General features: G+C 49.9%; 21 protein-coding genes. 6 read left to right on the top strand and 15 right to left on the bottom strand.

Translation table 11 applies throughout. The annotated features are described in order from the left end of the window. Nucleotides 1–504 precede the first annotated feature (504 nt). From OGY71_RS08455 to proB, 8 genes are all read right to left on the bottom strand, one after another. Nucleotides 505–1,200 carry a fimbrial biogenesis chaperone gene (locus OGY71_RS08455; protein WP_126319144.1) on the bottom strand — a complete coding sequence of 232 codons (696 nt, stop codon included), beginning with the start codon at nt 1,198–1,200 and terminating at the stop codon, nt 505–507. Next, nucleotides 1,197–2,813 (bottom strand): fimbrial adhesin EcpD family protein, encoded by a 1,617-nt coding sequence (locus OGY71_RS08450; RefSeq protein ID WP_063941998.1) that lies wholly within the window; start codon nt 2,811–2,813, stop codon nt 1,197–1,199. The genes OGY71_RS08455 and OGY71_RS08450 overlap by 4 nt, the downstream gene beginning before the upstream one ends. 4 nt (nt 2,814–2,817) lie before the next feature. Beyond that, nucleotides 2,818–5,310 carry a CS1-pili formation C-terminal domain-containing protein gene (locus tag OGY71_RS08445; RefSeq protein WP_286613105.1) on the bottom strand — a complete coding sequence of 831 codons (2,493 nt, stop codon included), beginning with the start codon at nt 5,308–5,310 and terminating at the stop codon, nt 2,818–2,820. Nucleotides 5,311–5,368: 58 nt separating this feature from the next. Further along, the gene (locus tag OGY71_RS08440) at nt 5,369–6,046 is read right to left on the bottom strand and encodes an EcpB family pilus assembly chaperone (protein ID WP_003830836.1); all 678 of its coding nucleotides are present in this window, start codon (nt 6,044–6,046) and stop codon (nt 5,369–5,371) included. Between the two features lie 52 nt (nt 6,047–6,098). Beyond that, nucleotides 6,099–6,686, bottom strand: coding sequence for a common pilus major fimbrillin subunit EcpA (gene ecpA, locus OGY71_RS08435; protein ID WP_003830835.1), 588 nt, complete (start codon nt 6,684–6,686; stop codon nt 6,099–6,101). Between the two features lie 598 nt (nt 6,687–7,284). Then, nucleotides 7,285–8,004: a Crp/Fnr family transcriptional regulator gene (locus OGY71_RS08430; protein WP_003830834.1), complete on the bottom strand. Its 720-nt coding sequence runs from the start codon at nt 8,002–8,004 to the stop codon at nt 7,285–7,287. A 278-nt stretch (nt 8,005–8,282) separates the two neighbouring features. After that, entirely contained in the window at nt 8,283–9,533 is a 1,251-nt protein-coding gene (gene proA / locus OGY71_RS08425) for a glutamate-5-semialdehyde dehydrogenase (protein WP_003830833.1), read from the bottom strand. Between the two features lie 11 nt (nt 9,534–9,544). Next, a complete protein-coding gene (gene proB / locus OGY71_RS08420; protein WP_003031373.1) occupies nt 9,545–10,648 on the bottom strand; it encodes a glutamate 5-kinase in 1,104 nt (367 codons plus the stop codon). Between the two features lie 289 nt (nt 10,649–10,937). Here proB and phoE point away from each other — a divergent pair, with 289 nt between their 5' ends. After that, nucleotides 10,938–11,993 carry a phosphoporin PhoE gene (gene phoE, locus OGY71_RS08415; protein WP_003830831.1) on the top strand — a complete coding sequence of 352 codons (1,056 nt, stop codon included), beginning with the start codon at nt 10,938–10,940 and terminating at the stop codon, nt 11,991–11,993. A 57-nt stretch (nt 11,994–12,050) separates the two neighbouring features. Here phoE and crl read toward each other — a convergent pair whose 3' ends face one another. The 3 genes from crl to gpt form a co-directional block, all read right to left on the bottom strand. Beyond that, nucleotides 12,051–12,452: a sigma factor-binding protein Crl gene (gene crl, locus OGY71_RS08410; protein ID WP_003830830.1), complete on the bottom strand. Its 402-nt coding sequence runs from the start codon at nt 12,450–12,452 to the stop codon at nt 12,051–12,053. 57 nt (nt 12,453–12,509) lie between these two features. Continuing rightward, a complete protein-coding gene (gene frsA, locus OGY71_RS08405) occupies nt 12,510–13,754 on the bottom strand; it encodes an esterase FrsA (protein WP_003830828.1) in 1,245 nt (414 codons plus the stop codon). Nucleotides 13,755–13,854: 100 nt separating this feature from the next. Beyond that, a complete protein-coding gene (gpt, locus tag OGY71_RS08400) occupies nt 13,855–14,313 on the bottom strand; it encodes a xanthine phosphoribosyltransferase (RefSeq protein WP_003031380.1) in 459 nt (152 codons plus the stop codon). A gap of 261 nt (nt 14,314–14,574) precedes the next feature. On the opposite strand from gpt, the gene pepD reads away from it, so the two are divergent. Next, the gene (gene pepD, locus OGY71_RS08395; RefSeq protein WP_286613102.1) at nt 14,575–16,032 is read left to right on the top strand and encodes a cytosol nonspecific dipeptidase; all 1,458 of its coding nucleotides are present in this window, start codon (nt 14,575–14,577) and stop codon (nt 16,030–16,032) included. 151 nt (nt 16,033–16,183) lie between these two features. Here the strand turns inward: pepD and dinB are convergent, their stop codons facing one another. Beyond that, on the bottom strand, nt 16,184–17,239 hold the full coding sequence (gene dinB, locus OGY71_RS08390; protein WP_003830824.1) for a DNA polymerase IV: 1,056 nt from the start codon (nt 17,237–17,239) through the stop codon (nt 16,184–16,186). A 331-nt stretch (nt 17,240–17,570) separates the two neighbouring features. On the opposite strand from dinB, the gene dpaA reads away from it, so the two are divergent. Continuing rightward, nucleotides 17,571–18,311: a peptidoglycan meso-diaminopimelic acid protein amidase gene (gene dpaA / locus OGY71_RS08385; RefSeq protein ID WP_003830823.1), complete on the top strand. Its 741-nt coding sequence runs from the start codon at nt 17,571–17,573 to the stop codon at nt 18,309–18,311. Here the strand turns inward: dpaA and OGY71_RS08380 are convergent. Continuing rightward, the gene (locus tag OGY71_RS08380; RefSeq protein ID WP_003031388.1) at nt 18,282–19,049 is read right to left on the bottom strand and encodes a class II glutamine amidotransferase; all 768 of its coding nucleotides are present in this window, start codon (nt 19,047–19,049) and stop codon (nt 18,282–18,284) included. The two genes, dpaA and OGY71_RS08380, sit on opposite strands and share 30 nt — an antisense overlap. A gap of 111 nt (nt 19,050–19,160) precedes the next feature. Continuing rightward, a complete protein-coding gene (gene lpcA, locus OGY71_RS08375) occupies nt 19,161–19,742 on the bottom strand; it encodes a D-sedoheptulose 7-phosphate isomerase (protein WP_003031390.1) in 582 nt (193 codons plus the stop codon). Nucleotides 19,743–19,981: 239 nt separating this feature from the next. On the opposite strand from lpcA, the gene fadE reads away from it, so the two are divergent. From fadE to OGY71_RS08360, 3 genes are all read left to right on the top strand, one after another. Beyond that, nucleotides 19,982–22,426 (top strand): acyl-CoA dehydrogenase FadE, encoded by a 2,445-nt coding sequence (fadE, locus tag OGY71_RS08370; RefSeq protein WP_003830821.1) that lies wholly within the window; start codon nt 19,982–19,984, stop codon nt 22,424–22,426. A gap of 110 nt (nt 22,427–22,536) precedes the next feature. Continuing rightward, nucleotides 22,537–23,304: an amidohydrolase gene (locus OGY71_RS08365; RefSeq protein ID WP_286613100.1), complete on the top strand. Its 768-nt coding sequence runs from the start codon at nt 22,537–22,539 to the stop codon at nt 23,302–23,304. Nucleotides 23,305–23,482: 178 nt separating this feature from the next. After that, complete coding sequence (locus OGY71_RS08360; protein ID WP_003830819.1) at nt 23,483–23,893, top strand: Spy/CpxP family protein refolding chaperone; 411 nt, start codon at nt 23,483–23,485, stop codon at nt 23,891–23,893. Nucleotides 23,894–23,908: 15 nt separating this feature from the next. On the opposite strand, the gene OGY71_RS08355 is transcribed toward OGY71_RS08360, so the two are convergent. Continuing rightward, nucleotides 23,909–24,628, bottom strand: coding sequence for an EAL domain-containing protein (locus OGY71_RS08355; protein ID WP_267397898.1), 720 nt, complete (start codon nt 24,626–24,628; stop codon nt 23,909–23,911). Between the last annotated feature and the right edge of the window lies 1 nt (nt 24,629).

The following is a 24,629-nucleotide window of genomic DNA, read 5'->3' as shown; positions in this document are numbered from 1 at the left end:
TTGAATTTATGGCATAGCAGGTCCCTCGCTCTATTCACGAGAGAATATACAACACCTTCGACCTCCAATAATCATAAGGCGATTCGTGATAAAACTTTATCCATAAGCCATATCACGTAAATTCAGAATTTATAATCACAGTTATCCATATGAGTATTCTCATCACACCGTAAGTTCCATTTAAAAATTGAAAAAGAAAAAACTCCATTTCTTAATCAGTACAAATCCCTTTACTCACTTTCACTTCATTACAAAACAAAAAGCTATAAATACAAAATTTACAAAACATATAACTACAGTGACCAACAGAATAACATATTACCGTAGTTTATGCTGACCGACAAACTAAGAGAGGATGTCGTAGATCTTCTATTCATAAACATTTCCGGCAATATGCACGACATATTGTTTCATCGACTCTAAACTTAATGCTACGTTTTATAAAGCTAGTGACAGTATAGGTCCAATATATAATCTGGGCATATTGGCTCAGACCCAACACCTCTAATGATTAATTTTTGAGCAACCCTGACCCACGGGTAAATATTTCTGTAACGCTACGATAAATTTCCGGTTTTTTGTTTTCAACTCACTACTATGCCAGGTTTCCCCCGGTAACACATAACGCATGGTGGCTTCATCATCAGTTGAGTGACACCCCTGGTGTACGATAATTTTGAAAAAAGTATTCCCTGTGTTTTTCAACGTCCCGTTTATCTCATCAATGGTGTAGGCCAGGTTCATTTTCCTCGGACGAACGACCAATATGGTATCCATAGCGATCACCGGGAGAGCCTGTCCGCCTTTCCCTAGATTACGTTCGGTAAACAGCGTTATCGGCATTTCACGAAACAGTATTCGGTAATAGCGTTCTTTATCATCCTGCGGGCCACGATAGAAAATCTTAAAAAACTCACTTGCCTGCGGTGCCAGTGAAAAACTGAGCGGAGTAAACAAAAGTTCGCCTTCGGCAATAGCACTTCTGTTTTCACCTCCCGGTCCCGGTTTATCTATTTTAACTGCGCTAATACTGTACACGTTCTGTTTCTGGCTATCGTTATAGATTCGTTTACTGATAAATGATTTATCCGATGGCATCTCATAAATAGTCGACTCCAGGTAGACGGCCTGAGCGGAGAATACCGTTAGCCCGGAAAGCAAGACCAATATCCATCTTAGCGCCAAACGACAGTGGCTCATGGCGTCACGCCCACCCAATTCGCCGTCACTTTTATCTCTCCGCTGGCACTGACAACACCTTCCCAATCCGCACCGGAAACGGTCAACATCGAACGCGAATCATTCATTGGGAAAAGCAATTTTAAATCAGTCGCAAAGTAGCTTCCATCATCTGTATTATTTGCGTCCCAGGGCGTCTGTTGCCATTGCGCATCTCTCATGCTGATCGCCGCTTCACTACAGCTATTTCGTTTCTGTACCACGCCACCCGACTGACTGTTGTACTGAAGAAAGGCGGGAATTGGGACAGCTAACCCACCTTGCGTAGAGGTGAACAGGCAATAAGGCACATTGTTTATCGTCGTACTTTCCCCAATAACTTGTGCGGTAATGCTATCAGCCTGACGAGGCCCCGAAACCGTCACGGTGTAATCCATCTCAATCGGAGCAGTCTCGCCAATTGTGCCGCTGCCGCTTGCCGAGGTGCTGTTATCCGATGAGATAATACTGATCCCATATTCCTTTGGCACAATATTGAGCTGTAGCGAAGGGGTAAACTGGTAGTGTCCTGACTCTGGTGTTAAGCCATTATAAAAACCGAAGGTAAACGGCTGACTGTTGGTAATGCTGATCCCTGAATCAACAAGCTTCTTCAAAAATGCTTTTGACAGAAAAATATAAATGTATTCTCCAGATGTCGTAAAAACGTTGTAATAAGCAGTTGAAGTACCATAGTTATACCAGTTTGCACCATTCCCGGAGTATTTCACGGTGGCCGCTCCGGGCGTAAAACCAAGCATCGCCGTGTCGACAAAAGCGCGAAACGTCAAGGAGGCGGTCAGATTGGCCGTTTGTTGCAAGTTATAGCTCACCATTTTGCAAATCACACCGTCAGTACCGCCCACCACGCCAAGTTCACAATAACCAGAGTCTTTGGTGATGCTCGGCGTACCATCGCTGGCAACCCAAAGCTCCTGAAATGCGTTAGTCGAGACAAGTGACAGATGACCGCGTTTAGTTAACGTGTAATTGACGTAATTCCATGATCCTGTCGATTGGTCTTTGCACCGTTGCCCGGAAGAATAATCATAATTTACAGAAGTATAACAGCGGTTGAACACATAGGTTTCGCTGCTACCGGTTGGCACATTGCGGAAGTACTCATAAGCAGTATCGGTCAGGGAAGCGAATCCGTAGGCGCCACCAATAACGCCTGCGACAGAGCCGACCTGCGCATGATAAAAACCGTTTTTGTCAGTGCCCAATCCGGCAATAAACCCGGTTGATGGGCATTGAGTGCCACTATAACAACGGATTCCCCGGAAAGGCCCGTTAATCGGGGAGTTATCAATCCACATGTCCTGATAATAATATCCAGGCGCAGTCCAGCCGACAAAACCTAAATACCCGAGACTGACCTGAGAGGTACCGTATTTTATCCACGTATTTGACCCGCTGAAACGCGGATCAAGTGCCGATGGGGTAATAAAGTATTCACTATCAATGGCATTTTCGATAAACAAATAGTTATTACTGACTGATCCCGAAGAGATTGCATTCAACGCCAACGCAGGCACAGGTGAAAAACTCCCTACGGCACAGATTACAGTAGCTAATTTAATCAATACTTTCATTTTATTACCTCTGTGCCATCGTGGTTTGCGTTACACATTTCACATCGCCAACCCACGCAGCGCCGCGTGCTTTTTCCAGATCCAGATCGGCTTCACATACCCTGCCGTTGGCAGAAATTAACGTAATAACCGGATACTTTTTATCGATATCGATAGCAAACTCACCCTTTTCATCCGTACGCGTTTTACCGATGTGGTTATGGATATCGGTATTTGCAGCCAATTGTCCATCGGGATAACGAATGCGACCGAATACGGTGACCATGCTTTTCACTTCAGGGTTGATAACACCCACGTTACCCGGATATAGCGTCAACTCCTGTTTGCGTCCTGAAACAATATCGAAGCTGTCCTCATAATTTTTATCATTGAGGATTTCCAGCTTGTACTGAGCATAGGGAGGCAGTGCAATGAAATTTGATTTACCGCTGAGAAGATAATTGCGGTTATTAATCTTCGCAGCCAGTTTCCCCTCGCCGGTCAAATTTGTTTTTACGATAACGCCAGAACGCTGCCTCTCTTTACTCAGACCGAAGTCTTTACCAGCCCACGCCAGAGAACCTTGGGAAGAGAAGTTCATATTGGTGGAGTTGTCAGCAGAACGCGTTACCGATACGGTGCCGGCGTTATATTTCGTGTCATAACTCAAATTGCCGTTTACCGAATAATTATTGTCATAATACTGTTCGCCGCTCAGACGCGTTGATGCCGATAATCCGACCGATTTAATCGGCCCTTCAGCATACTGTTTTCGTGCACTGAGATTACCCTGGGTACTACCATAGCGATCTCGGGAGACGCCCATGCTCAACCAGGTCGCCAACGGCAACGATAAGTCCAGGCTGACATAACGTTCCTGTCGCCCATCGTCATTTCGGTTGTTGTAGTAATAACGCTGAATACCTGCACGCAACCCAACCGTGGCATACCTGCCTGAATAAAGGGTCGTGTTGTAATCCAGATTACGGTATTTATTGCCTGAGTAACGATTCTCCGTCTGGCTCACGGTGAGCGAGCCGCCATGAGGAATAAACTTTCCAAGGTTAAGAGTTCCGCCAATGGAATAGTTATCACGTTCCTGCATGGGCAAGCGATCGCCAATTTTACTGTCTTCACGAGATGCCCAAAGGGAACCATATCCTTCAGGGACATTGAGATTGATGTTACTGATGTTTCGCCATGATGAATCGTTCGCTACCAACATCTGATTGCCAATACTGACGTATTCATTCACATTCAGCGTGACATCCGTTTCATTAACCGCATTGTTGTCAAAACCGTAGATCGTTGATTTCAGGCCCAGCCCCGACAATATCGCCAGCGTCACCGATGCGGCCCCCCCGGCAATCCAGGTCTGCTCATTACCCAAATCCTGATAGTGGTTACGCTTATAGCTCACCCGATCATAATCCAGCGAACCACCAAAAAACTGCCATGAGAGCTGATCAACTCCAGCAGCTTGTTGGCGAGCAAAGATCTTATTAACCCGGCTGACACGACTATTAATTGTCCGCCCATTGACCACGATATCTACCGTGACGTCGTAAACACCATACGGAAAGCGACTGGTATCAATTTCATAGCTGCCCATATTAAAGTTCTGCACGCTGAGTAAACGTCCATCGCGGAAGACATGAACCTCACCAGCGGCTGGCAAAAATACGGTAATCGGCGTGAGTGAAAGCGCGGTATTCTCAACAACCGTACTTCCTTTGTTACCGTAGCTCACACCGTAAATTTTCCCACCATTCAGCGCATTCAGGCTGGCAATAGACTGGACATTCCATGTATCAAGCATCCCCAGCGCCAGTCGATACCCTTCATAATCGCGCTCATACATCGCACGATAAAGTTTACTGGTACCATTGCTGTCACCGATGCCGTAAAACGAACCGTTAACATTAATGTGGTGCTCCCGCAGCGATGTTGTATTGTCCATCGTCAGATAGCTGCGGGTACTGCTGCCATTTCGGTAATCGTTGTAGTAGGTACCAAAGTTGTAGTTCAGGACGTTAGACAGAGTTTCAACGCTGGAAGGTCCAAGCAAGCTACTGCGCGCGACAATCGCTTCAGTTAACGCATCTTTGCTGACAATCATCTCCAGGTGAAATGATGAGACATTAAGTTGCAGTCGAGCATCATCTGACAGTTCAATATTCGTATTATCGTGAAACTTTACATCACGGATTTTTTCCACTAACGCACGGGTTTTCTCGGATAACACAGCATTATTGGGCAATTCAGCAAGAGTCAGTGCTTTAACTGTAATATTGCCATCAACAAGCGAAATCACCGCATCGGCAATTTTTTGCTGACTTTTCTCATCAGTCTCGTTGTAACGTATATATACCGGCACCGTCATTCCCTGCTCCAGTGAACGGGCGAAAGCACTGGGAATAACGTAATTACCCACTTTTACTGGGGCTGCATGTGAAGTTCCTGGTATCAGCGCAAGAAAAAGACAAATGCTACCGCCAACAATATATGTTGTTGTCATATGCATCCTTACAATCCGGTATTTTTATTTATCCCGTACAGATGGCTGCTATTGACCATCACTTCACTGTAATAAACTGCTTACCGTGCCAGATACCGATGCGTGAGCGGCTATTACTAATGTCGGTGAACTGCAGTTTTATTTTTGTACCTGGCATAATGTAATAACGTTCACGACAGCCCCGTCCCTGATCGCGAGCATTATCTTTGCAAGCTCCATAGGCGATTACTCGAAATGAAACATTGCCAGTATTGCTAATAACATCACCATTACGGCTATATTCAAAACGCTCTTTTCGCGGCGCAACGACCAAAATCGTGCCAATTTCTGCTGACGCTGTCGCAACAGCCAATTTATTGGCCCGGGTTTCCGCGCTCTCGGTGACCGGCTCATCTATCCATTGCAGACGATAATAACGCTCGACATCATCAACTGGCCCTTTATAAAAGAAGCGAAAAACATCCTTTGCCTGACCAGGCAGAATTAGATTGGCAGGCGTAGAGAGTAATTCCCCGGAATTAACGGGTTTTATTTCGACTCCGCCCGCTAAAGGTGATGACAGTTGTTTTACCGATACGCTGACATAACGAGCCGAATCTGTCGTATTAGTGATTTCTTTCGATAATGAACTCTCAGTAGAAGTCATTATCGACGTGATATCACCGACGTTAATTGCCCAGCTGGAAAAAGAGATTACCAACCCTACCAACATTGCTGCCGGTAAATATTTATTCATGACACCATTCCTGATAAATTCGGGAGAATTTCTCCTCCCGAACCTTTATTTATTAGGCGGACGGAGTCGTCCAGGTTGCATTGAACTGTACTTTTACATCACCAGTCCAATAGCCGTCTGGCAGTGCAGAGTAATCCGTTACCGGCGTGCTACCATCAGAAGTCGCAGACGCAATGGTGAATTTGAAGTTAGATTGATCGCTGACGCGATCAGCACCGTTGTAAGCGCCATCAGCCATCAGGCTTTCAAGACCAGAAGTCGAGCTGGAATTTACCAGGACAGTATCTGATGAATTAGTCAACGCGGTGCCATTCCATGCCACCCCTACGTTCAGGGTAGACGCATCGCCACTGGCGTTGGTCAGAGTATTGCTAATAATCTGAGCGGTCAGTTCAAAATCAGTTGCCGTTTCCTGGCCCTGAATAGTCACATCAAACGCGCCATCCTGGGAGTTGAAGCCATTAAGACCTTCCGCATACTGGAAAGTCAAAGAGTTCAACGGAGTGACGACCAACATGCTGGTGGTATCTTTTGTTGCCGTCGCGTCCCACGAGGCCGTTGCAGAAGCAGTGACATCTGCCATTGCATTTGCCGCAACAAATACAGACGCCAGAGAGGTCACTAATAATAATTTTTTCATTTTTATCTTCTCCTAAGAACATACTCACCACCGAGTCTTATTATTAAGTCACTCCAGCGGTTCCATTAATTGCGAGCCAGAATTGCCGCGCCCAAAAATTATCATTTGAATTAAGTAACATCTCAACAAACCCTGAAACGCAAAAATTACAAAAAGACTAAGAATTTTCCCACTAAAACGATAATCTAAGAAGTTTCCTAAGTTTAATTTACTTAAATAACACCGTGAATCAGAACTATCACCCAAATAAATAAGGCAAATCAAACAATTCATCTTTTTTATGTTTTTGATAAATATCAAAAAGATCATACAAATATCACGAGAGCAAAACCCTTACAAAACATAAAGATAATTAACACCTCCATAGTTTCTCTATAATGCTTATTATTTGTTGCAATTATGCTAAATTTTTAACGCCGCAAGAAAATTCTCATGATATATCCATTTCCGCGGGAATATTCTTATAAAAAAATCATTCACCTACAGAAACTACATTCTAATTGATAATTATTTGACAAAATTAAAACCAGGAATTTTCCATATAAAATGAATATTCCTGGCTTATCAGGAGAGATAATGATTATCGTTAAATAGAAAATTAGATAAAACGTTTTAAACCAAGATAACTATTAATTGTTACGGTACGTACCCTATGTAAGGTAATCAGATTCTGCTGTTCAAGTGATTTTAATGAGCGGCTAACGGTTTCAATTTTAAGATCGAGATAACTGGCAATTTCGTCCCGAGAAAATGGCAAGCGAAGCGTCGTTTCTGGCCTGCCGATGCGCAAATGCATCTCGTAAAATTCCACCAGGAAAGCCGCGATCCTGGCCTCAGCATGTTTATTCGCATAGCGCCGCAGTTTTTCAACAATGAATCCATTGTCCCTGCAGAGAAACTTGATGACTGCGGCAGCAACCGAAGGCTCCTTATCTGCTACCTTGAACAACCGCGCAATATCAATGTGGCAAACCTCCGCAGCCGTTGCCGCCTTAATCGTTGTCAGGTACTTCCCCCCTTCGACAGCATCCAGCGCCATGATATCTCCCGGAACATAAAAGCGGCTGATAAAAACGTTATCGCCACATTCCACGCTGGACTTGCAGTACCCCTCATGGATAACAAAAAGCATATCCGCGGTTTCATCCTGTCGGGCGAGTATCTCCCCAGCTTTAAACCGCCTTCTTTTGTCTATTAATTTGTATTGATTATTACGATCAATCGTCGCTCCCTTTGGGCACAGCGAACAATGACGGGGAGGAAACGGGTTGCCAAGCGGCACAACAGGAATGCTAAGTTTGTGAATATCCGATTTCACGCAACAACTCCTCATAAAAATGAGATTGATTCTAATAGATCGGGCCATAGGAACAATACGTGAAACGAAGACCAGGAAAATTCATGCAGGCAGGGAAAATTCTGTGATACGCCGCCTTTCTGGCGCCAGAGAATGCATAGGTCAGAACCAGACTGGTGCGGATGATGTTAAAAACACAGGATAAAAAATACGGCAGCGGGATGAAGGTTAGAATTAACTGGGTGATGCCTTAATGGCCTTTTAAATCAGATGGCTATTATTGCATCACCCAGTTTCAATTATGCACGAACCGTGTCGTCACCGAAGCCAATCCACTTATATGTGGTCAGTGCTTCCAGTCCCATTGGGCCACGTGCGTGCAGTTTTTGCGTGCTCACCGCCACTTCCGCACCCAGTCCGAACTGGCCGCCATCGGTAAAACGAGTAGAGGCGTTTACATACACGGCAGAAGAGTCCACTTCATTCACGAAACGGTTGGCGTTGCTGAGCGTGCGCGTCAGTATGGCGTCCGAGTGCTGGGTACCATGTTCGCGAATATGGGCGATAGCACCATCCATATTTTCGACCACCACAACATTCAGATCCAGAGACAGAAACTCGTTATCCAGCTCTTCCGGTTTTAGTGGCACCAGTTTGGCAGGGCCATGCAGAACCTGCATCACGATTTCATCACCGTGCAGCGTAACACCGCTATCCGCCATCTTTTGGCTTAACGCAGGCAGGAAACGCTCAGCAATATCCTGATGCACCAGCAGAGTTTCTACAGTGTTACAGGTGCTTGGACGCTGGGTTTTGGCATTAACGATAATCTTCAGGGCCGGGGCGATCTCCGCGGTATCATCAACATAAATATGGCATACGCCAATACCGCCAGTGATGACCGGGATAGTTGACTGCTCACGGCACAACTTATGCAGACCCGCGCCACCGCGAGGGATCAGCATATCGATGTACTTATCCATTCGCAGCATTTCAGCGACCAACGCGCGGTCCGGGTTATCAATTGACTGTACGGCAGCCGCGGGTAAACCGCAGGCTTCCAGCGCCTTTTGGATAACAGCCACGGTCGCCGCGTTGGTCCGGTAGGTCTCTTTCCCACCGCGCAGAATCACCGCATTGCCGGTTTTCAGGCACAGGGAGGCAACGTCAACGGTGACGTTTGGACGCGCTTCATAAATCACGCCAATCACGCCCAGCGGGACGCGACGACGCTCCAGACGCAGACCGCTATCCAGCAGGCCGCCGTCAATCACCTGCCCTACCGGGTCGGCAAGATTACAGACCTGGCGCACATCGTCAGCAATCGCTTTCAGACGTGCCGGCGTCAGCGCCAGGCGGTCGAGCATCGCTTCGCTCAGGCCGTTGGCTCGCGCCTGCTCAACATCTTGTATGTTCGCGCTGAGGATGCTTTCCGTTTGCGCTTCCAGCTCATCAGCAATGGTTTCCAGTACGCGATTTTTTTCGCGACTGGAGAGCAGCGCCAGCTTGTATGACGCGGCTTTGGCAGCAATGCCCATTTGTTCCAGCATATGCCTGTTCCTTAACGGGTGATCATGTCGTCGCGATGGACAGCAACCGGACCGTATTCGTAGCCCAGGATGGTGTCGATCTGTTGTGAGTGATGTCCGGCAATACGGCGCAGCGCGTCGCTGTTATAGCGGGTGACGCCGTGGGCAATATCGCGCCCTTCGAGATTGCAGATGCGGATCACTTCACCACGAGAAAAGTTACCTGTCACGCTTTTAATGCCTTTTGGCAGTAATGAGCTGCCGCGTTCCAGAATTGCTGCGGTCGCGCCCTCATCGACGGTAATCTCCCCGGCAGGCGGCGCGCCAAAGATCCAGCGTTTACGGTTCTCCAGCGGAGAGGCCTGAGCATGAAAACGCGTCCCAACGGAAACGCCTTCCATCACGTCGCCAATCACGCCCGGCTTGCTGCCTGCGGCAATAATGGTGTCAATCCCGGCGCGGCACGCGACATCGGCGGCCTGCAGTTTTGTGCCCATGCCGCCGGTTCCCAGACCTGAGACGCTATCCCCGGCAATGGCGCGCAACGCATCATCAATGCCGTGTACGTCTTTAATCAGCTCAGCCTGTGGGTTGGTGCGTGGATCGGCGGTGAACAGCCCCTGCTGATCGGTCAACAGCAGCAGCTTATCGGCTCCAGCCAGAATTGCCGCCAGCGCGGAGAGGTTGTCGTTATCGCCGACTTTAATCTCAGCGGTCGCTACGGCGTCATTCTCATTAATGACAGGAACAATGTTGTTATCCAGCAGCGCCCGGAGCGTATCGCGGGCATTGAGGAAGCGCTCTCTGTCTTCCATATCTGCACGCGTCAGCAGCATCTGCCCGATATGAATACCGTAGATCGAGAACAGCTGTTCCCACAGTTGAATCAGTCGGCTCTGCCCGACCGCCGCCAACAGCTGTTTCGAAGCTATCGTTGCCGGGAGCTCCGGGTAACCAAGATGCTCACGTCCGGCGGCAATCGCACCAGAGGTAACGATAACAATACGATGCCCTGCGGCATGGAGCTGCGCGCACTGGCGAACCAGTTCTACGATGTGGGCGCGGTTCAGGCGGCGGGATCCGCCCGTTAACACACTGGTGCCAAGTTTTACCACCAGCGTCTGGCTGTCACTCATGATTCTCTGCCATTCAAAATTGGGGAAAATGATATCAAACGAACGTTTTAGCAGGACTGGCCCCGGTTGCCAACAACCAGCGCACAAAGCATGAAATTTTATTGCGCAGGATCAGCAAGCGTAGCGGCAGATTTTGACGCATTTATTACAGAAACAAAAAAACATCCTTTTTTAAAAATATTCTTACTTTGTCATAAAACGTTCATTGCCAGACGTTAAAAACCCTCCTGTCTTTTAACGGGGATCACACCCAGTGAATATTAGCGCGTACTTTTAATCAGGAATGAAAATGAAAAAGAGCACTCTGGCATTAGTGGTGATGGGAATTGTTGCGTCGGCATCCGTACAGGCGGCGGAAGTGTATAACAAGAATGGTAATAAGCTAGACTTGTACGGCAAAGTAAAAGCCATGCATTACATGACGGATTATGACAGCAAAGATGGTGACCAAAGCTATATCCGTTTAGGTTTTAAAGGCGAAACGCAAATTAACGATCAACTAACCGGTTATGGTCGTTGGGAAGCAGAGTTTGCCGGCAATAAAGCTGAAAGCGACTCTAACCAACAAAAAACACGTCTGGCCTTCGCCGGTGTGAAATTAAAAGATTTTGGCTCGTTTGATTATGGTCGTAACCTGGGCGCGCTGTATGACGTGGAAGCCTGGACCGATATGTTCCCGGAATTCGGTGGTGACTCCTCCGCACAGACCGATAACTTTATGACCAAACGCGCCAGCGGTCTGGCAACTTACCGTAACACCGACTTTTTCGGCGTCGTGGATGGCCTGGATCTGACCCTGCAATACCAGGGTAAAAACCAGGATCGTGATGTGAAAAAACAGAACGGCGACGGTTTTGGTACTTCCGTTACCTATGACTTTGGCGGCAGCGATTTCGCGGTGAGCGGCGCTTATACCAACTCCGATCGTACCAACCAGCAGAATCTGCAAACTCGTGGTACGGGTGATAAAGCTGAAGCCTGGGCGACCGGCTTAAAATATGATGCTAACGATATTTATATTGCGACGTTCTATTCTGAAACACGCAATATGACGCCAATTTCCGGCGGCTTCGCCAATAAAACACAGAACTTCGAAGCGGTTGTTCAGTACCAGTTTGACTTTGGTCTGCGTCCGTCACTGGGTTATGTACTTTCTAAAGGGAAAGATATTGAAGGTGTCGGCAATGAAGACCTGGTGAATTATATCGACGTGGGCGCAACATATTATTTCAACAAAAATATGTCCGCGTTTGTTGACTATAAAATCAACCAGCTGGATAGCGATAATAAACTGGGCATCAACGATGATGACATCGTTGCTGTCGGTATGGTCTACCAGTTTTGATATAGCATAAAAAAATGCCGGATTGGGTTGCGCCGCCATCCGGCATTTCACTGTTCATTATGCCGTTAACTTAACCGGTTCATCCTTAAAGCCGTCAGCAGGTTCCAGCGCCAGATTCAGCGTCGTTAACAAGCCACGTAATTTTTCATGGAATTCACGTAAGGTGTATTCCAGTCGCTCTACCACTTCAGTCTCTTTCACCGGCACCGCCGTCCAGTTACCGTCTTTATCAAACAAACCAAACTGATAGCTGTACGTGAAGCGTTTTTCCTGCGCCTCCAGTTCCATCCACCAGCCCCAGAACTCGCGTTTCTCAGGGGCGGGTTTCACGTTGACGCAAACAGCCAGACAATCGAAAAAAAATCGATTATCTTCGCACTGCCCTTCCCGGATATACGGGCCAAGCGCGGTGAATTTCTTGATCAATCTACTTTTCGGATGCCCACTCGGTAACGTCATTACGATCTCCTTAGGTGAAGCACCTGTTTTACCAAATCGATAAAATTTAGCAAACTTTTAACACAATCTCTGATTGATCCAACCGGTTATTTCCTGCAGCCCTTTGTCAAAATTGCGATACACCGGGTTGAAGGGGATCTCCAGTAGCTTACCGTCTGAAGATGAAGATGTGATTAAACGCGACTCCTCTTCCGGGCTAAACGGATCGTTCTTCCAGAAGCCCGAAAGCATTGGCGTCGGGCAGCGTCGCCCCAGCAGGCCCTGCACTTTTAATGAATAGCGATTTAGCTCAACGCGCAGCGCTTCATCGGAGGCGTCATGCATCCCCAGGCGGCTAGCCAGTACATCAAGGTACATTTCCGGGACGCTCGCCTGACGCTGCGGGTCGCTAAGCAGCGCATGAACCACTGGCCCCAGACAGGCCACCGCCTTCAGACGCGATGATTCCAGATACGCCAGACGTACCGCTACGTTAGCGCCAAAGCGGAAACCGAAGGCCGCCACGCGGGTGTGATCCACCCAGGGAACATTAGGCAGCGCTTTTAATACATGCTGATGCAGCAGGCTGGAATCCTGAGTCAGTTTCCATTTTGACGAGAACCCGACCGACGGCATATCCAGCGTCAGCATGGCAATACCGCGCGGGGCAAAGTAGCGCTCATACAGACTGTAATAATCCGTTTGCATGGAATCGAGGCCACCGCACATCAGCACCGTCGGGAACGGACCGTCGCCTTTTGGCATATGTAAGAATCCGGTGATCGGCGCACCGCCGGTAACAGCAAACTCCATCTCACGCAGCGTGCCCGGCAATCGCTGTGCGGCCTCTTCATAGGCGCGATTGGCTAAAGCCTGTGCCTGCTCTGCCAGCTCATCGCCTTTCAGGTGTGGGTAAGCGGCAATGTTGTACAGCGTAGACGCATGCAGCCAGTGGCGTCCGCTCACCTGCGGATCCTCTTCCATAGACGCTTTCTGTTGCCAGTCCATCGCCTGCTTCGCCCACTCATAGATCCAGTTCCCACCGCGATAGCCGATAACTGTATCGTAGAGTTCTTTATCTGTACGCTCGGCTTCGCTCATCACGATACGTGCCTGCACCTCAAGGATTTCACGCGGGTCGACGCCGCGCCAGATCCACATCAGGCGATTCACCATGCGATACCAGTGCGGAATGGTTTTGCCATCCAGGGCAGATTGTACGGACGGCTGCGCGCCGTGATTAAAACGACGAACCAGTGTTGACGTTTCAGGGTGTTTGAAGCGGGGTTTAAACAGGACTTCGCTGAGGTTAGCCTGTGACATGATTGCAGCCTCCATGAGTACTCACTAAGGCATAGTGTAACCTGACACAGCACAAAAAGAACAACGCCCGGCAAATGCCAGGCGTTGAAAACTTTTTAGATTAGCGACCTGAGATCGGCGGGACGAACACCACGCCCATATCCCACGGCTGCTCAATCCAGGTATCCTGAGGGATATCAACAACATAATCATTCACCAGCGGGCGACCAGCCGGCTTAGCGAAGATAGTGACGAAATGCGCTTTAGGATACATTTCGCGGATCGCAACGGCGGTCCCACCGGTGTCAACCAGGTCATCGATTACGATGAAACCTTCACCGTCGCCTTCGGCACGCTTCAGCACTTTCAGTTCGCGCTGGTTGTCGTGATCGTAGCTGGAGATGCATACGGTATCGACATGACGAATACCCAATTCACGCGCCAGCAATGCGCCCGGCACCAGACCACCACGGCTAACGGCAATAATGCCTTTCCATTGTTCAGAAGGCATCAGGCGGCTTGCCAGTTTACGTGCATGGATCTGCAACATGTCCCAGGTGACGACGTATTTTTCGCTCATGTGAAGTGTCCCAGCCTGTTTATCTACGGCTTAAAAAGTGTTCGAGGGGGAAATAGGTTGCGCGAGATTATAGAGATCTGACGCACTAAAAACCAGTGTTTCGCGGAATCCGCGCCTCTTTTTGCATGCTTTATGCTAGCCGTCAGCGGAGAAAGTGGTATTCTCAATCGCATCGCGCAAGCCTGACTTGTGGTGTTTTTAATTCTGCTAACCCCGTGGCCTGCAAGCAAGTTTTGTAGGACATCGCCAAGGAGACTCAACGTGTCTGAACTGTCTCAATTATCCCCGCAACCGCTATGGGATATTTTTGCCAAAATCTGTTCTATTCCTCATCCGTCCTATCATGAAGAGCAGCTCGCTGAACACATTCTGAGCTGGGCCCAAGAGAAAGGTTTCCACGTCGAGCGCGATCAAGTCGGTAATATCCTGATTCGCAAACCCGCTACCGCAGGCATGGAAAACCGCAAGCCGGTCGTTCTGCAGGCGCACCTGGATATGGTCCCGCAGAAAAACAACGACACCGTGCACGACTTCACTAAAGATCCTATCCAGCCTTATATTGACGGCGAATGGGTGAAAGCCCGTGGCACCACGCTGGGTGCGGATAACGGCATCGGTATGGCGTCTGCGCTGGCCGTTCTGGCTGATGGCAGCGTGGTACACGGTCCGCTGGAAGTGCTGCTGACCATGACCGAAGAAGCGGGTATGGATGGCGCGTTTGGTCTGCAGGCTAACTGGCTGCAGGCAGATATCCTGATCAACACCGACTCAGAAGAAGAAGGTGAGATCTACATGGGTTGCGCAGGCGGTATCGACTTTACCTCTAACCTGCCGCTGTCCCGTGAAGCAATCCCGGCTGGATTCCAGAGCTTTAAGCTGACGTTAAAAGGCCTGAAAGGCGGTCACTCCGGCGGCGAAATCCACGTGGGTCTCGGTAACGCGAACAAACTGCTGGTACGCTTCCTGGCGGGCCACGCTGAAGAGCTGGATCTGCGTCTGGTTGATTTCAACGGCGGTACGCTGCGTAACGCGATTCCGCGTGAAGCCTTTGCCACCCTCGCCGTGGCTGCAGATAAAGTTGATGCGTTAAAAGCGCTGGTCAACACCTATCAGGAAATCCTGAAAAACGAACTGGAAGCCAAAGAGAAGAACCTGGCTCTGCTGCTGGATGCCGTAGCTCAAGACAAAGCCGCGCTGACCGCTCAGTCTCGCGACAGCTTTGTGCGTCTGCTGAACGCCACCCCGAACGGTGTAATCCGCAACTCTGACGTCGCCAAAGGCGTGGTAGAGACCTCTCTGAACGTCGGTGTTGTCACCATGACTGACGACAACGTTGAAATTCACTGCCTGATCCGTTCCCTGATCGACAGCGGTAAAGACTACGTGGTGAGCATGCTGGATTCACTGGGTAAACTGGCTGGCGCGAAAACCCAGGCAAAAGGCGGATACCCAGGCTGGCAGCCGGATGCTAACTCTCCGGTTATGCACCTGGTTCGTGAAACCTATCAGCGTCTGTTCAATAAAACGCCGAATATCCAGATCATCCACGCTGGTCTGGAATGTGGTCTGTTCAAGAAACCGTATCCAGATATGGACATGGTTTCCATCGGGCCAACTATCACCGGTCCACACTCCCCGGATGAGCAGGTTCATATCGAAAGCGTCGGCCATTACTGGACGCTGCTGACTGAACTGCTGAAGTCTATTCCGGCGAAGTAAGATTCTGCGCTAAATGTCGGATGACGCTACGTTTATCTGGCCTACATGCTGATTTGTAGGCCGGATAAAGTTGTTACGTAGCCATCTGGCCTGCACGCTGGTTTGTAGGCCGGATAAGGCGTTTACGCCGACATCCGGCAATTGTTCTGAGTCACAGCCCCAACAGTAGCTGTCTTTCCATTTGTGGATCCAGCAGCGTGACGTGTAATCCCACCAGCCTGACGCCTCGCCCTCCCCTACGCTCGTCCCAGGTCTTGCGCGCTGTCGTAATTAAGTCATCTTTATTTAAGCGCGGCCAGACGTGCTCCTGCGTAGTCTGCTGAAAATCATTAAACTTGAGTTTTATCCCCTGGCGAGCGATCAGCAGATCCGGTTTAACCTTTGCCAGACGCCGTTCCAGTTCGGGATAGAGCCGTTCTATTATCGCCTCACACTCCGACCACTCGTGAATATCTTCCGCCAGCGTACGCTCCACGCCGACGGATTTACGCAGCCTGTCGTTGTTAACGTCCCGTTCGTCAATCCCCTGACTGCGCTCCCACAGCACGCGACCAAACTTGCCGAAGCGTTTGAGCAGCATTGCCAGGTCGTATTTTTGAACATCTTCGCAGGTACGTAATCCCATTGATTCCAGCTTAGCGGCGGAGACTTTGCCAACGCCGGGAATTTTGCCTAACGGTAATGTTCTGAGAAATTCAGGAACATCGGCAGGGGTAATCACATATTGCCCATTGGGTTTGTTGAGATCGGAAGCTATTTTTGCCAGAAATTTTACCGGCGCAATTCCGGCAGAGGCGGTTAACTGTAATTCGTTAAAAATTGTCTGGCGGATTTCCTGAGCGATCAGCGTAGCTGAGCCGTGGCAGTGGGTGCTGTCGGTCACATCCAGATAGGCTTCATCCAGCGAAAGTGGTTCTATCAGCGAGGTATAGCGGGAGAAAATAGCCTGAATCTGGCGGGAGGCTTCTTTATAGGCCTCGTAACGACCAGGTAATAAAGTGAGATGCGGACACAGCTTTAATGCCATTCCAGTTGGCATTGCGCTACGCACGCCAAATTTGCGCGCCGGGTAATTGGCCGTGCTGATGACCCCCCGACGTTCTCGACTGCCGCCAATAGCAATGGGAATATCACGCAGGGCGGGGTTGTCGCGCATTTCCACCGCCGCGAAAAAGCAGTCCATATCGACATGTATGATTTTACGCATCGTTTGTCTCCCACGTCACTGTTTAAGTATACAGTATTTTTATGTTGTGAGAAGTCTGGTTGTACCTAATGCTGAGCCGTTCCTGACCCATTATCCATCCAGCACGATTAAGACCCAATGAAGCGCAGTAACCAGCAAAATACGGCAGTGTCTGACTGCCTTTAAGCGCACTTTTCCGTATAAAGAAAAACTAAAGTGTAAACGCCGCACGAGAGACTTGCGAAAAACTCTCTTGGTGCTAATGTGAGCGCTCCAGATCCAGATTTATCCGATTTGGGGATTCTTTTTGCCGTCCTGGCGTGTGTGATCGTTTTATCAAGGAATAAGCAGTATGCGTAAAATCGCATTTTTTCTTGCGATGCTTTTATTGCCGTGCGTTTCATTTGCCGGTTTGCTGAGCAGCAGCAGCCCGACTACGCCTGTCAGCAAAGAATATAAGCAGCAATTAATGGGCTCCCCCGTTTATATCCAGATCTTCAAAGAAGAGCGAACCTTGGATCTGTACGTCAAGATGGGCGAACAGTATCAATTGCTCGACAGTTATAAGATCTGTAATTATTCCGGTGGCTTAGGTCCGAAGCAGCGTCAGGGTGATTTCAAAAGTCCGGAAGGGTTTTACAGCGTTCAGCGTGGACAGCTGAAACCAGATAGTCGCTTCTATAAAGCGATTAACATTGGTTTCCCTAATGCCTATGACCGCGCACACGGTTATGAAGGTAAGTACCTGATGATCCACGGTGCCTGTGTTTCCGTCGGCTGCTACGCAATGACCGACAACGGCATTGATGAGATTTTCCAGTTTGTGACCGGTGCTCTGGTGTTCGGGCAGTCCAGCGTACAGGTTAGCATTTACCCGTTCCGCATGACCGATGCCAACATGCAGCGCCATAAGTTCTCGTATTACAAAGATTTCTGGGCCCAGTTAAAGCCGGGATACGATTACTTTGAACAAACACGTAAACCACCGACCGTCTCTGTCGTCGATGGTCGTTACGTCGTCAGCAAGCCGTTGAGTCACGAAGTGGTTCAGCCGCAACTGGCATCAAACTACACGCTCCCCGAGACAAAATAATGCCCACTCGCCTGGCATAATCTTTTGCCAGGTTTCATTGCCGGTTAACGGTTGAGTGGCAATCACGGTGACCACATCATTGGGTGTGGTCTCTGAGCTAAAATCGATTTCCACGTCCTGATCCAGCAATGTTGCCACGCCAAACGGCGCACGACGCGTGATCCAAAACAGGTTGGTCGAACAGAAGGCCATCACATAGCGTCCGTCAGACAACAGCATGTTGAAGACGCCCTTCTCCCGCAGTTCTCCTGCCAGCATCGCGATATATTTAAACACTGCCGTCATATTGCCAGGCGTGCGCGGATAACGCTCCGTCAGCTTGTGGAGCAGCCAGCAGAAAGCTTTTTCGCTGTCGGTTTCCCCGACCGGGCGGAAATTTCCGGTTTCCAGCGATTTATAGCCACTGAGCTGTCCATTATGAGCATAGGTCCAGTTACGCCCCCACAGTTCGCGGGTAAAGGGATGGGTATTTTCCAACGCCACTTCGCCACGGTTCGCCTGACGAATGTGGGCAATCACGGAACAGGATTTGATGGGGTAGTCTTGTACCAGTTTGGCGATAGGCGAATTAAAGCTAGGTTGCGGATCTTTAAACGTACGGCAGCCCTTACCTTCATAAAACGTAATACCCCAGCCGTCTTTGTGCGGCCCAGTCCCTCCGCCGCGCTGAACCAGCCCAGTGAAGCTAAAGCAGATATCGGTTGGCACATTGGCGCTCATCCCGAGCAGTTCGCACATACATCACCTACCTTAAAACCGTGAACTGCCTGATGGCGCTGCGCTTATCAGGCCTACGTGGTGCTCATGTAGGCCGGATAAGGCTTCAGCCACCATCCGGCAATCATCTTCTTATGGTTTAACCATCTCTTTTTCGATCAGCTGGATCAGGATATGGATCACTTTGATATGAATTTCCTGAATACGGTCGGCGTAGCCAAAGTGCGGCACGCGAATTTCAATATCTGCGCTGCCCGCCATTTTGCCGCCATCTTTACCGGTCAGGGTGATCACTTTCATCCCTTTCTCACGCGCTGCGGCAATCGCTTTAATTACGTTACCGGAATTACCCGAAGTCGAAATGCCTAACAGGACATCACCTTCACGACCCACGGCTTCTACGTAGCGAGAGAACACATAATCGTAACCAAAATCGTTGCTGACGCAGGAGATATGGCTAACGTCAGAGATTGCAATAGCAGGGTAACCAGGACGGTTTTCACGATAGCGTCCGGTCAGCTCTTCAGCAAAGTGCATCGCGTCGCAATGGGAACCGCCGTTACCGCAAGAAAGCACCTTACCGCCCGCTTTAAAGCTGTCTGCCAACAGAACTGCCGCGCGCTGAATGGCGTGAATATTGGCGTCATCTTTAAGAAAATTAGCCAGCGTTTCCGCCGCTTCGCTCAGTTCGTTACGAATAAGATCCTGGTACATGAGGATATCCTTCAGCATGAATGTAAATGACAAGACGCAGTGTACCGGATAGCGCTACCAGCGAGAAGTACAAGCCACAGGAATGGCTGTCGCTTTTGATTTTTTGTGCCGGTTAAAACAGCAACAATGTGAGCTTTGTTGTAATTATTTTGTAAACACATTGCTAAAAGAATTTACATCCACTACAAACATATCATCACAAGTGGTCAGACCTCCTACAAGCAAGGGAGCTTTTCGTTATGATGATTTTGAGTATTATCGCTACGGTTGTTCTGCTCAGCGTTCTGTTTTATCACCGCGTGAGCTTATTCCTCAGCAGCTTAATTTTGCTCGCCTGGACGGCTGCGCTTGGCGTGGCTGGCCTGTGGTCAGTCTGGCTGTTGGTTCCTCTGGCCATTATCCTCGTACCGTTTAACTTTACGCCGATGCGCAAATCCATGATCTCTGCGCCGGTGTTCCGCGGTTTCCGTAAAGTCATGCCGCCGATGTCGCGTACTGAGAAAGAAGCGATTGATGCCGGTACGACCTGGTGGGAAGGTGACCTGTTCCAGGGCAAGCCTGACTGGAAAAAACTGCATAACTATCCTCAGCCGCATCTGACCGCTGAAGAACAAGCGTTTATTGATGGTCCAGTGGAAGAAGCGTGCCGCATGGCGAACGACTTCCAGATCACTCACGAACTCGCGGATCTGCCGCCGGAACTGTGGGCATATCTGAAAGAACACCGCTTCTTCGCGATGATCATTAAGAAAGAGTACGGCGGGCTGGAATTCTCAGCCTATGCTCAGGCTCGCGTTCTGCAGAAACTCTCCGGCGTTTCCGGGATCCTGGCGATCACCGTTGGCGTGCCTAACTCATTAGGCCCAGGCGAGCTGCTGCAACATTACGGCACCGAAGAGCAGAAAAATCATTACCTGCCGCGTCTGGCTCGCGGTCAGGAGATCCCATGCTTTGCTCTGACCAGCCCGGAAGCAGGCTCCGACGCAGGGGCGATCCCTGATACCGGTGTGGTCTGTATGGGCGACTGGCAGGGCCAGCAGGTGTTGGGTATGCGCCTAACCTGGAACAAACGTTATATCACGCTGGCGCCTATCGCGACGGTACTGGGTCTGGCATTTAAACTCTCCGACCCGGAAAAACTGCTGGGTGGTGAAGAAGATCTCGGCATTACCTGTGCACTGATCCCAACCTCAACGCCGGGCGTACAAATTGGGCGTCGTCACTTCCCGCTGAACGTGCCGTTCCAGAACGGTCCGACCCTCGGTAAAGATGTGTTTGTACCGATTGATTACATCATCGGTGGTCCGAAAATGGCCGGTCAAGGCTGGCGCATGCTGGTGGAATGCCTGTCTGTGGGACGTGGTATTACCCTGCCGTCTAACTCGACGGGCGGCGTGAAATCGGTCGCGATGGCTACCGGCGCGTATGCGCACATTCGTCGCCAGTTCAAAATCTCCATCGGCAAGATGGAAGGTATTGAAGAGCCGTTGGCACGTATTGCCGGTAACGCCTACGTGATGGACGCTGCGGCATCACTGATTACCTACGGCATTATGCTGGGTGAAAAACCGGCGGTGCTGTCGGCTATCGTGAAATATCACTGTACCCACCGCGGGCAGCAGTCAATCATCGATGCGATGGATATCACTGGCGGTAAAGGCATTATGCTTGGCGAAAGCAACTTCCTCGCCCGCGCTTATCAAGGTGCGCCAATCGCCATTACCGTAGAAGGTGCCAACATTCTGACCCGTAGCATGATGATCTTCGGTCAGGGTGCGATTCGCTGCCATCCGTATGTTCTGGAAGAGATGGCTGCGGCACAGAGTAACGATGTGAATGCGTTCGACAAGCTGCTGTTCAAACACATCGGTCACGTTGGCAGTAACAAAGTACGCAGCTTCTGGCTTGGTCTGACACGTGGCTTAACCAGCAGCACGCCAACCGGCGATGCGACCAAACGTTACTACCAGCACCTGAACCGCTTGAGCGCCAACCTGGCATTGCTTTCAGATGTGTCCATGGCCGTACTGGGTGGCAGTCTGAAGCGTCGTGAACGTATCTCCGCGCGTCTGGGCGATGTGTTAAGTCAGCTGTATCTGGCCTCCGCGGTACTGAAACGTTATGACGATGAAGGCCGTAATGAAGCGGACCTGCCGTTGGTTCACTGGGGCGTTCAGGATGCGTTGTACAAAGCGGAACAGGCGATGGACGATCTGCTGAAAAACTTCCCGAACCGTCTGGTCGCGGGCTTGCTGAACGTAGTTATCTTCCCGACCGGTCGCCACTATGATGCTCCGTCTGACAAGCTGGACCATAAAGTCGCGAAGATTTTGCAGGTTCCGAGCGCGACTCGTTCTCGTATTGGTCGTGGTCAATATCTGACGCCAAGCGAGCATAACCCGGTTGGTTTGCTGGAAGAGGCGCTGCTGGACGTGATTGCAGCCGACCCTATCCACCAGCGGATCTGTAAAGAGTTGGGTAAAAACCTGCCATTTACCCGCCTCGACGAACTGGCGCACAATGCGCTGGCGAAAGGGCTGATTGATAAAGATGAAGCCGCGATTCTGGTGAAAGCCGAAGCGAGCCGACTGCGCAGTATCAACGTGGATGACTTTGAACCCGAGGAGCTGGCGACTCAGCCGGTAAAGCTGCCAGAGAAAGTGCGTAAAGTCGAAGCCGCATAACGATATACGCACAACGTTTAGCCCCGCTTAATGCGGGGCTTTTTATTGCCACATTTTCATTAATGCTCATGCTACAGTGTCAAAATGTTGTTCAACGAGGAGCCTCGATCGTGCCTGGTTTGAAAATTACTCTGCTGCAACAACCCTTGATCTGGATGGATGGCCCGGCCAACCTGCGCCATTTTGACCGACAACTGGAAACCGTCGCCGGACGTGATGTCATCGTGTTGCCCGAGATGTTTACCAGCGGATTTGCCATGGAAGCGGCAAATAAATCGTTGCCGCAAGAAGAAGTCGTAAGCTGGATGCGTGCCAAAGCGCAACAGACCAACGCCCTGATCGCGGGCAGCGCTGCTACCCAGTCTGAACGCGGCCCGGTAAACCGCTTTTTTCTGGTTGAGCCCGAAGGTAATGTGCATTTCTACGACAAGCGCCATCTGTTCCGCATGGCGGACGAGCATCAGCATTACCATGCGGGTGACGCGCGCGTTATTGTTGAATGGCGCGGCTGGAGCATTCTGCCGTTGGTCTGTTATGACCTGCGTTTTCCGGTATGGTCGCGCAATCGCAACGATTACGACCTGGCGTTGTATGTTGCCAATTGGCCTGCGCCGCGTTCGCTGCACTGGCAGCTTCTGCTTGCCGCACGGGCGATTGAGAACCAGGCTTATGTAGCAGGATGTAACCGCGTGGGCACAGACGGTAACGGTCATCATTATCGCGGTGACAGCCGGGTGATTAATCCGCAGGGTGAGATTATTGCCACCGCCGAGCCGCATCAGGCCACACGCATTGACGCCGAACTGTCACTCTCAGCGCTGCGCGAGTATCGCGAGAAGTTTCCCGCCTGGCAAGACGCCGACCCGTTCACGCTATAACTATCGCCTTCACTCCCGCTGCACAACGTTTTCCGTGGCGGGATTGTTTCACTCCGTAACCAACCGCAAAACAAATTCGCGTGGCGACATGCGGCGGGCATCGTATTCTGCAAAGGATAATCACTCGCAACCAGCGAGTGACTGACAATGTTAATAATTCCCTTATCAGGATCTCGACATGAAGAACTTCTTACGCATGACTTTGCTGGCGGCTACCTTAGCGGGCGCTTCTTTTAGTACGCTTGCAGCAAACGTATCCAATGTTCCTGCTCCAGCTCAGGACCCTGTCGTTCAGCATCTTAAGCTGACCAACGACCAGGTGGCGCAGATTAAAAAACTGCACCAGCAGCTTGAAACCAACGTCAGCCAGATTTCGGTGAAAGATGTTAAAGACGGCGCGTTGATTGACGTCATCAAGTCCGGGAAATGGGATGAAGCTGCCGTTCAGAAACAGCTTTCTGCGTTCAGCAACATCGAACAGCAGGCGCGTTATTATCGCGTAAAATACTATTTTGACCTGAACAAAGTGCTGACCCCAGAACAGCGCCAGCAGGTGCAAAAAGATATCGCACAGACGCTGAGCGAGTAATTTTCAGAGCCTGAGTCAGCAATGATTCAGGCTTTTCGGTAAAATTTCCTGCTCAAACAGAAAGCCCTGTACAGCATCTGCGCCGCTCATACGGCAAATGGCATAATCCTGTGGTGTTTCTACCCCCTCAATGACAACCCGTTCACCCAGCCCACGAAATTGATTGACCAGAACCCTCAACTGCCACTCCGATGTTCTGAACTGATGAAACATTCCACTTTCAATTTTGATGGCATCGAAACGGATGCCCGACAGCCGCCAGACAAAAAATAGCTCAGGCGAAACATCATCCAGCCACACGCGAAATCCGTGACGCACCAGCGTTTTTACGGCAATGCATACGGCCTGCTGCTCTGCCTTATCCAGGCGCATCATGGAGCCCGGATCCTGAATCTCAATAACAATCCTCCCCTGATGCCCCTGCTTTGTGAGACGCGTGATCCATGCCAGACTGGTCAGCATCCTGACGGATAAATTCAGCGAATAGCTTCCCGAGAGGGCCAGCACCCGCTGCATTTGCCATAGAAAAAGCTGCTGTTTTGCCGTGATGGAAAGGTGCTTGAAAAACAGATCCAGTGGGAGCGGTGTGCGTACCTGGCTTAACACCTCACAAACATCCAGCGATGCGTCATCAAAAAAATGAATGCGCTGCAAACGGATCCCGGTGATCCGCAGCAGTTCGGCGTTGCGGGGAAGTTCTGGCACATAATGGGCCTGTTCACTGAATCTGTTCATA

Source organism: Citrobacter sp. Cpo109, assembly GCF_030332565.1.
Taxonomy (GTDB): Bacteria; Pseudomonadota; Gammaproteobacteria; order Enterobacterales; family Enterobacteriaceae; genus Citrobacter; species Citrobacter portucalensis.
The sequence above is the reverse complement of the archived record's forward strand: the minus strand, read 5'-3'. Positions and strand labels throughout refer to the sequence as shown.